Annotated in this window: 9 protein-coding genes and 1 pseudogene; 6 read left to right on the forward strand and 4 right to left on the reverse strand. The window is 68.2% G+C overall.

All coding sequences use genetic code 11. The annotated features are described in order from the left end of the window. Positions 1-195: pseudogene (locus tag VFL64_RS01085) on the reverse strand (PhoH family protein); the annotation flags it as partial. A gap of 73 nt (positions 196-268) precedes the next feature. On the opposite strand from VFL64_RS01085, the gene VFL64_RS01090 reads away from it, so the two are divergent. From VFL64_RS01090 to VFL64_RS01110, 5 genes are all read left to right on the forward strand, one after another. Next, entirely contained in the window at positions 269-2,149 is a 1,881-nt protein-coding gene (locus VFL64_RS01090) for a sensor histidine kinase (protein ID WP_489538529.1), read from the forward strand. 99 nt (positions 2,150-2,248) lie between these two features. Further along, on the forward strand, positions 2,249-2,902 hold the full coding sequence (locus tag VFL64_RS01095) for a response regulator (RefSeq protein ID WP_489538530.1): 654 nt from the start codon (positions 2,249-2,251) through the stop codon (positions 2,900-2,902). Next, complete coding sequence (gene ruvA, locus VFL64_RS01100; protein WP_489538531.1) at positions 2,899-3,471, forward strand: Holliday junction branch migration protein RuvA; 573 nt, start codon at positions 2,899-2,901, stop codon at positions 3,469-3,471. Before VFL64_RS01095 ends, ruvA begins: the two co-directional genes overlap by 4 nt. 146 nt (positions 3,472-3,617) lie before the next feature. After that, the gene (locus tag VFL64_RS01105) at positions 3,618-4,112 is read left to right on the forward strand and encodes a DUF8082 domain-containing protein (RefSeq protein WP_489538532.1); all 495 of its coding nucleotides are present in this window, start codon (positions 3,618-3,620) and stop codon (positions 4,110-4,112) included. 72 nt (positions 4,113-4,184) lie between these two features. Then, complete coding sequence (locus VFL64_RS01110; protein ID WP_489538533.1) at positions 4,185-5,057, forward strand: c-type heme family protein; 873 nt, start codon at positions 4,185-4,187, stop codon at positions 5,055-5,057. A gap of 110 nt (positions 5,058-5,167) precedes the next feature. Here VFL64_RS01110 and VFL64_RS01115 read toward each other — a convergent pair whose 3' ends face one another. From VFL64_RS01115 to VFL64_RS01125, 3 genes are all read right to left on the reverse strand, one after another. Continuing rightward, on the reverse strand, positions 5,168-5,629 hold the full coding sequence (locus VFL64_RS01115; protein WP_489538534.1) for a copper chaperone PCu(A)C: 462 nt from the start codon (positions 5,627-5,629) through the stop codon (positions 5,168-5,170). Between the two features lie 29 nt (positions 5,630-5,658). Further along, positions 5,659-7,842: a TonB-dependent receptor gene (locus tag VFL64_RS01120; protein ID WP_489538535.1), complete on the reverse strand. Its 2,184-nt coding sequence runs from the start codon at positions 7,840-7,842 to the stop codon at positions 5,659-5,661. Between the two features lie 81 nt (positions 7,843-7,923). Then, positions 7,924-8,307 (reverse strand): DUF2946 family protein, encoded by a 384-nt coding sequence (locus tag VFL64_RS01125; RefSeq protein ID WP_489538536.1) that lies wholly within the window; start codon positions 8,305-8,307, stop codon positions 7,924-7,926. Positions 8,308-8,349: 42 nt separating this feature from the next. Here VFL64_RS01125 and ruvB point away from each other — a divergent pair. Continuing rightward, positions 8,350-9,297: Holliday junction branch migration DNA helicase RuvB (ruvB, locus tag VFL64_RS01130; RefSeq protein WP_489538537.1), on the forward strand; the 948-nt coding region annotated here is incomplete at its 3' end.

A 9,297-nucleotide genomic window follows, 5' to 3' on the forward strand; every position in this document is an offset into this window, starting at 1 on the left:
GTCGTACAGCGTCTGCAGCAGGGCCACCGCGCGCTCCGCGGCGGGCTTGGCGCCTTCGATGCGGAAGGACTCGTTGCGCCGCGAGATGCTCACGTCGAAGGCCGCCTCGATCTGGCGCAGGTGGTCATCGACACTGCCGCACAGGTGCGACAGGCGGGTGTTGTCGAGCGGGATGAAGGCGTGGCGAAGGATCACGGGCTGGAGCTTTCCAAAAGCGGATTGTCGCCCCACCCGAAAGGCGAGACGGGCTCCTGCACAATCGACGCTCATGCAGACACGCCGCTCCATCTCTGCCACCGCTGCCTGGCTGGGCGCCCTGGCCTTGGCCGGCCTGCTGGCCTGGCAGGGCTTGCTGGCCCGGTCGACCGAACCCGAAGCCAACGTGATCGTGCTCAGCTCGGCCGTGAGCGCCGCCGGCGCGGGGGAGCACTTTCCGGCCGAGCACGCTTCGCGCCGCGTCAACCTGCCCGACGACTGGTGGAACAGCCGCCCGCGCGAAGACGGCCCGGTCTGGTACCGCCTGCACTTCGACGCTCCTCTCGTGCATGAACAGCTGCTCGCAGCCGCGATCGATCGGGTGTGCAGCAACGCCGAGGTGTGGCTCAACGGGTTCAAGGTCTACAGCGGCGGCCGCATGAGCGAGCCGATGACGCGCAACTGCCACTACCCGCAGCTCGTGACCCTGCCGGCCGGCCTGCTGCGCCCCGAAGGCAACCTGCTCGACATCAAGGTGCAGGGCTACGCGCTGCAGAAGGTGACCTCGCGCCCGCGCTCGGGTGGTCTCTCGGCGGTGCGCATCGGCCCGCAGGCGCTGCTGGCCGCCGACCACGAGTCGCGCCTGTTCTGGAACATCACGCTGGTGCAGGTCATCACCATCGCCACCACCGTGCTGGGGGCCTTCCTGCTCTTCCTTGGCTGGATCAACCGGCAGGAGGTCCACCTCACCTACTTCGGCCTGGTGATCCTGGTCTGGAACGCGCTCACGGCGCGCATCTGGCTGCAGAACATGCCGTTCGACAACGGCACCACCGAGATGCTGGTGTGCATCGGCTTCGCGATCCTCAGCGCGCTATCGGTGCAGTTCCTGCTCAGCTACGGCGCGCTGCGTTCGCGCGTGATCGAAGCCCTGCTGCTGCTGCAGTGCCTGCTGGTGCCACTGACACTGGTGCTGGCCGGCCCGCAGCGCCTGTTCACCGTCAGCAGCGCCTGGTACCTGCTGATGGTGCTGGAGGTGATCGTCATGATGGCGCTGTACCTGCGCATCGAATGGCGCGCAGAACGCCGCAACTTCTGGCCCATGGCCAGCATGCTGGCCCTGTTGGGCGTGCTCGCAGTGGCCGATCGCGCCATCCATTACGAATGGCTGCCGCTGCCGCACATGCAGGGGCAGTTGATGCAGTTCGCCATGCCCATCGTGTTCGCCGTGATCGGCTCGCGCCAGCTCAAGGCCTTTGCCCTGGCGCTGCAGGCCGCCGAGACGGCACGCAACTCGCTGGAAAGCCGTGTCGCCGAGGCCACGGCCGAGATGGAGCGCAACTACGTGCAGATGGCCGAGTTGCGCGTCGAGCAGGTGACCGAGAAGGAGCGCAAGCGCATCGCCGGCGACCTGCACGACGACCTGGGCGCCAAGCTGCTGACCATCGTGCACACCAGCGAGTCGGAGCGCATCTCCACCCTGGCGCGCGAGGCGCTGGAAGAAATGCGCCTGTCGGTGCGCGGCCTCACCGGCAAGCCACTGCCGGTGGCCGATGCGCTGGCCGACTGGCGCGCCGAGACCGTCTCGCGCCTGGGGCAGGCCGGCGTCGAGGTCGACTGGCGCAGCCCCAGCGAAGACGTGACCCAGCAGCTTTCTGCACGCGCCTTCGTGCAGACCACCCGCATCCTGCGTGAGGCGGTGAGCAATGTCATCAAGCACAGCGGCGCCTCGCACTGCACGGTGCGCTGCACCCTGGGCCAGCAGGACTTCGTGCTGGTGGTGCAGGACAACGGCCGCGGCATCCCGATGGAGCTCGACGGCAAGCTCGACCGCGGGCACGGCATGGCCAGCATGAAGCACCGCGCCAAGCAAATGCAGGGGCAGTGCCTGGTCGAGTCGGGGCCAGGCTACGGCACCGTGATCCGCCTCACGCTTCCGCTGGGCACGGCGTAGGAAGCGCCCACCTTGTTGCCGGCAGGCATCGCCCTGCTCGCCTCAGGCTGATACGATCTTTTTTGGCCGCGCTTTTGGCCATGCAACCTGCGAGCCGCCATGAACAAGATCCTGTTGCTGGAAGACCTTCCCGAGATCCGCGCCTGGCTCAAGGCCCTGGCCTTGCAGGTGTTCCCGCAAGCCCATGTGTTCGAGGCCGCGCGCGTGCACGACGCGCTGGCCCTCATCACCGCCGAACGCTTCGAGGTCGCCCTGATCGACCTCGGCCTGCCCGATGGCTCGGGCGTGGACGTGGTCGCCGCGCTGCGCGAAGCCCAGCCCGAGACGCAATCGGTGGTGGTCACCATCCACGACGACGACGACCACCTCTTCCCCGCGCTGCAGGCCGGCGCTTTCGGCTACCTGCTGAAGGAACAGCCGCGCGAGCTCTTCGTAGAGCAGCTGCAGCGCATCAGCCAGGGCGAGCCGCCGCTGTCGCCGGCCATCGCGCGCCGCGTCATCGCCTACTTCGCCAAGCAGAACAAGCCGCAGGAGCGCCCGCAGAACCTGCCGCACGTCTCGCTCACCGACCGCGAGAACGAGGTGCTGCTGTGGGTGGCCAAGGGCTTCACGCTGCCCGAGATCGGCGTGCAGCTGAACCTGTCGCGCCACACCATCGCCGACTACGTGAAGCAGATCTACCGCAAGCTGAATGTGAGCTCGCGCGCTGAAGCCGCACTCGAAGCGCAGCGCCTGGGCCTGTTCCGCCGATGATCGGCAGGCTGAGCGGCCTCCTCGCGGAGAAGAACCCACCCCAGTTGCTGGTGGACGTGAACGGCGTCGGCTACGAAGTCGACGTGCCGATGAGCACCTTCTACAACCTGCCCGCGCTGGGTGAGCGCGTCACCCTGCTCACCCACTTCGTGGTGCGCGAGGACGCGCAGGTGCTGTTCGGCTTCCTCACCCCCGAGGAGCGCACCACCTTCCGCCAGCTGGTCAAGATCTCCGGGGTGGGGCCGCGCACCGCGCTGTCTATCCTGTCCGGCCTGAGCGTGAGCGAGCTGGCGCAGGCCGTGTCGCTGCAGGAGAGCGGGCGCCTCATCAAGGTGCCGGGCATCGGCAAGAAGACCGCCGAGCGCCTGCTGCTCGAGCTCAAAGGCAAGCTGGGCGCGGATCTCGCCCTGCCGGCCAGCGTGGCGAACGATGCGCAAGGTGACATCCTTCAGGCACTGGTGGCGCTCGGCTACAGCGACCGCGAGGCGGCAGCAGCGCTCAAGAGCCTGCCGGCCGACGTGGGCGTGAGCGAAGGCATCAAGCTGGCCCTCAAGTCACTCGCCAAGTGAGGCGCGCGGAACAACGCGGAACAATTGCACGAATCTTTGCTTACAACTTGCACCGGGTTGTGGGGGCCGTTGCTTGAATTCGGTGCTGCCGGCAAAGGCACGCGCATAGAATTCGGGAGCACTTCGCTGCGCCGTCCCACTGGTACATGGCTGATCTGATCAACCCTCGCCTTTTCGCTCGTGTGGAGCGCTCGCTGCGCAAGCGGCTGAACACCAACGTCAAGCCACACCTGACACGTTGCGCCGCCCACGCCCGCAGTGAAGACGAGTTCATGGCCGCAGCGGCCCGCATGCTGATCAACCCGCAGCAACGCCAGGAATGGCTCGCATCGTGGGCCACGCGGCGCCACAGCGAAGCACACGACACCACCCCGGCCGAGCTCGACACCACCACCCCCGCGGCCCTCGATGCTCCGCTGCAGCGCAGCTTCCGCATCACGCCGGCGCAACGCGAGCGCGTGCGCGAGGCCCTGGCCCACGAACTGGGCCCGATTGCCGACCTGCTGCTCGAGAACGAATCGCAGCGCGCCGAGTCGGTGAGCGAACTGCTGGAACGCCTGGAGTCGCACCTCGACGGCGACGAGCAGCGCACCCGCTTTCGCCATGCCACGGTGTCGTCCAAGATTGCGCCCGACGCCTGAACCTCCAGGCCATGGCCCTGGCTCGTTTGAGCCCGCGCTTCCCGTTCTTCTTGTTGTCTGCCGGGATCCTTCATGAACCTGAAGCTGAGATTCAACCTGGTGTTCGCCACCATGTTCCTGCTGGCGCTGGTGGTGGCCGGTGGCACGGTCTACCGCCTGGTGCAGGCCAATGCCAGCGCCGAGGTGGTCCGGGACGCGCAGCGCATGATGGACGTGGCCATCGCCGTGCGCGGCTACACGGTCGACAACATCAAACCCCACCTCGACCCGCTGCTCGACCGCCACTTCCTGCCTGAGACGGTGCCCGCCTTCGCCGCCACCGAGACGCTGGCGCGACTGGCGGCCAAGCAGCCGGGCTACAGCTACAAGGAAGCCACGCTCAACCCGACCAACCTGCGCGACAAGCCCGCGGCGTGGGAGCGTGAGGTGGTGGAGCGCTTCCGCGCCGACCCGAACCTCAAGGAGCTGTCAGGGGAGGTGAACGCCGCGCAAGGCGACCTCTTCTACGTGGCGCGCCCGATCCGCATCACCAACCCGGCCTGCCTGGCCTGCCACAGCACGCCCGCGGCCGCGCCGCCGAGCCTGATCGCCAAGTACGGCGACAAGAACGGCTTCGGCTGGCAGCTCAACGAGATCGTGGGCGCGCAGCTGGTGGCCGTGCCCACCGCCTTGCCACAAGAGAAGGCCAAGCACCTCTTCTTCACCTTCACCGGCTCGCTGGTGGCGGTGTTCGTGGTGCTGTTCCTGGTGCTGAACTGGCTGCTGCAGCGCCTGGTGGTGCGGCCGGTGCGGGAGGTGGCCAACGCGGCACGCCGCGTGAGCCAGGGCGACATGTCGCTGGCCGAGTTCTCGGAAAGCCGCTACGACGAGATCGGCACGCTGCAGAAGTCGTTCAACCGCATGCGTCGCAGCTTGGTGAAAGCCATGGGCATGTTGAGGAATTAGCCCCCCAGTCGCTGGCGCTCCTGCCCCCAAGGGGCGCCGCCTGGCGGCCCGGCAAAGCCGGTTCCGCGGGCGTGGCTTGATGGACGCTTCGCCCTTTAGGGCTGGCGTTCTCAGTGCTTCTCGTGCGAGGCCGCTGCAGCCTCCACGTTCACCTGCACCGTCACCTCGCCCGCCTTCTCGAACTTGAGCTTGAGGGGAAACTTGTCGCCCTCCTTGAGCGGCGCCTTCAGGCCCATGAGCATGATGTGCAGGCCGCCCGGCTTGAGTGCGACCGCCTTGCCGACAGGCAGGTCGATGGCCTCGACCTGGCGCATGCGCATCACGTCGCCTTCCATGCTCATGGTGTGCAGCTCCACTGCCTTGGCCACCTCGGCGCTGGCCGCGAGGAGGCGGTCGTCGGCACGGCCGTGGTTCTCCACGCTGAGGAAGGCGCCGCCCGTGGGTTGACCGGCCACGGTGGCGCGGGCGTAGGGGTGGCCGATCTTCAGGTCACCCAGCGTGAAGGAATGGGCGTGTGCCAGCGCGGCGGCGCAGGCAAAGGCCAGGGCGGCCAGGGTGCGTTGAATCATCATCGTGTTCTCCAGGGGTCGTGAAGCAGCGCTCACAGATCGAACTGCAGTTCGGCACTGTAGGTGCGCTGCGGGTAGGGATGGAAGTTCCAGTACGTGTAGTTGTTCAGGTTGTCGATGCCGAAGGCCGCGTGCCACTGCTTGCTGAACGCGTAGCGCACCCGCAGGTCGGTGGTGAAGTACTTCGACACGCCCATGTAGGTGAAGCCGTTGGTGTCGCTGTTGTCCAGCGTGCCGTACTGGGTGCCGCTGTAGCGCGCGCCGTAGCTCACCGTCCAGTGTTCGTCGGCGCGCCATGACACCAGCGCCGTGGCGCGCCACTCGGGCACACGCGGCTGCCACTTGCCGATGGTGTCGCCCGGCACCGAGACGTAGCCGCTGTTGGCGACGATGCGCGAGTGGGCATGCGTCACGCTGGCCTGCGCGTCGAGGCCGCGGGCGAGCACGTCCTGCCCTTGCCACGCGGCCTCCAGCCCGTAGGTGCGCACACGGTCGACGTTCTGCACGCTGTTGGTGACGGGCGTGACGTTGGGCAACGCCTGGCTGTAGAGCGCGTCGCGGGTGTCTTCGCCGAAGAAGGTCATGCGCAGGCTGGTGTCGGCCCGCAGCCATTCCGAGCTGAGTTCACCGGTCCATGACTTCTCAGGCCGCAGGTCGGGGTTGGCGATGTTGCTGATGCCGCCGCTGGTGGCCGCGCCCTGGTACAGCTCGGAGACGGTCGGGAAGCGCAGCGCGCGGCCGGCCGAAGCCTTGAGCACCCAGTTCTCGTCCATCTGCCGCGAGAGCGCGAGCTTGGGCGAGTGCGTAGTGTCGCTGCGCTCCGGGTGCGGGTAGACGCTGCTGCCGGTCTGCGTGGTGCCGCCCCAGGCGTTCCAGTGCTCGGTGCGCAGGCCCAGCACCGTCATCCACTCGGGGCTGAAGCGCCACGCATCCTGCATGTAGATCGATTGCAGCCGCGTGTTGCCGTCGAAGCGCGAAGCCAGCGTGGGGTTGCTCTCGGCCAGCCAGTCGCCGAGGTTGTAGACCGCGGTGCGCAGGCGGTAGCTGTCCTGCTGCAGGCCGGCGTCGACCGTGTGCTCGCCCAGGTGCCAGGTGCCGCGCGCGGCCAAGGTCGACCAGCCGGTGCCGGCCTGGTCGGTCACCGCGCCGGCACCGCCGCCGATGCCGCCGCGCGCCGCGCGGTCCTGCACGTAGCGGTACTGGCTGGCGGCCAGCTCCCAATCGAAGACCTCGCGGCTGCGGCTCTTGAGGGTCAGCGCCTGCATCAGATGCTCCAGGCGGTCTTGGTTGGTGATGCCGTTCTGCGCGGGGTTCAGGTACGACTCGGAGCGGCCGTCGGCATCGTTGTGCCACGCGCCTGCCGTGTAGCTGGCGCGCAGCGTGGGCGAGACCTGATAGCCGAGCTTGAGCTTCAGGTGGTCCTGCACCGTGTGGTACTGGGTGGTGGTGCCGGTGATGTACCAGGGACTGCCGCTGCGGTCGGTGTCGGGCACGGCACCGGCCACCGGCGTGCTCCGGGTGGTGAAGACCAGCGGCTGGCTCTCGCTGTCGAGCCGGTTCAGGTTCAGCCACCATGAGAGGCCGCCTTCGGCGCTGCCCAGCGAGGCGCTGGCCTGCCAGCCGGAGTAGGTGGTGTCCGTCGCGTACAGCTCGAAGGGCTGCGTGAAGACGCCGACCTTGGCGTGCGCCTCGAACTCGCGCGGCATGCGCGTCTGGTAGTCGACCACGGCACCGACCGAGTTGCCTGGGTAGGCGGCGGAGAAGGGACCGTAGAGCACGTCCACGCGCTCGATCTCCTCGGGCGTGACCATGCCCCAGCGCGGCGCGAAGCTGGCGCCGTTGCCGAGCAGGTTGGACAGCAGGATGCCGTCGGCATAGACCATCGAGCGCGCACTGTTGCCGGTGCCCGAGGCGCGCGTGGACAGCACGGCGTGGTTGTAGTCGCCCGGGTAGCGCTTGCGCACCAGCAGGCTGGGCAGGTACTTGAGCGCGTCTTCGCTGTCGGTGGCGTTGACGGTGACGGCGATCTGGCCGGCGTCGACGCTTTCGAGCGTGGTCGGGATCTGCGACGGCAGCGAACTCGGGCGGTTGGCGGTCACCACCACCACGCCGAGTTGCTTGATCTGGGAGTCGGCCTCTTGGGCCAGAGCGGCCGCGGGCAGTGCCAGCAGCCAGCCCGCCGGCACGAAGGCGCGGCGCAAGCTTGGGAACGTCACGATGAACACCTGAACAAGCCCGCGGCCACACGGCGCAGGCAATCATTCGGAGCCAGCCATGAGGCTGGCGGCAGCGTCAGTTCAGGTGAAAGCGGGAGGGCCGTGCTTGAGCCGGGCGACCCAGGTGGCGCAGGCGTCGGGCGCCTGCTGCGAGGGCTGTGCGCGAGGCGGCGCAGTGGCCGGCAAGCTCATGAAGGCCACTGGCTTCGCGACCTCCGGTACGGCCAGCGCCGCCAGGGCGTTCAGCGCGCAGTGGTCACCCGCATGCGTGACTGCATGCTCAGGCTGCGGGCCATCGTCGTCGAGCGCGACCGTGGCCACGCCGTACACCGTGCAAACCTCGACCAGCGCCTTGCCCTGGGCTTGCGCCGAAGCACTGGCCAGCAACGGCACTGCGGCCTTGAGCAGCAGTGCGAACACGGCTGCCCACAGGGCGAGTTGGCTGGACCAGGGTCGGCGGGACATGGGGCGCGATTGTGCCAAAGCGGCGGTGGACATAATCGCGCCATGACAATCCAGACCGACGATTTCGAGCCCGCCCGCCGGGTGGTGAGTGCCGCCCCCGCCTCGCCCAACGAAGAGGCGATCGAGCGCGCGCTGCGCCCCAAGGGCCTGGCCGAGTACGTGGGCCAGGCCAAGGCGCGCGAGCAGCTGGAGATCTTCATCGGCGCGGCCAAGAAGCGCGGCGAGGCACTCGACCACGTGCTGTTGTTCGGCCCGCCCGGCCTGGGCAAGACCACGCTCTCGCACATCATCGCCAACGAACTGGGTGTGAACCTGCGCCAGACCTCCGGCCCGGTGCTGGAGAAGCCCAAGGACCTGGCTGCCATCCTCACCAACCTCGAGCGCAACGACGTGCTCTTCATCGACGAGATCCACCGCCTCTCGCCGGTGGTGGAAGAGATCCTCTACCCCGCGCTGGAGGACTACCAGATCGACATCATGATCGGCGAGGGCCCCGCCGCGCGCAGCATCAAGCTCGACCTGCAGCCCTTCACGCTGGTGGGCGCCACCACCCGCGCGGGCATGCTGACCAACCCGTTGCGCGACCGCTTCGGCATCGTCGCGCGGCTGGAGTTCTACTCGGCCGAAGAACTCGCGCGCATCGTGCACCGCTCGGCCGGGTTGCTCGACGTGCCAGCCGACACCGAAGGCGCCTTCGAGATCGCGCGGCGCTCACGCGGCACGCCGCGCATCGCCAACCGCCTGCTGCGCCGCGTGCGCGACTACGCCGAGGTGAAGGGCGACGGCCGCATCACCAAGGCCATTGCCGACAAGGCGCTCGCCATGCTCGACGTCGACCCGCAGGGCTTCGACGTGATGGACCGCAAGCTGCTGGAAGCGGTGATCCACCGCTTCGACGGCGGCCCGGTGGGGCTGGACAACGTGGCCGCGGCCATCGGCGAAGAGGCCGGCACCATCGAAGACGTGATCGAGCCCTACCTCATCCAGCAG

The sequence above is a fragment of the Rhizobacter sp. genome, from assembly GCF_035702065.1.
GTDB lineage: Bacteria > Pseudomonadota > Gammaproteobacteria > Burkholderiales > Burkholderiaceae_C > Rhizobacter.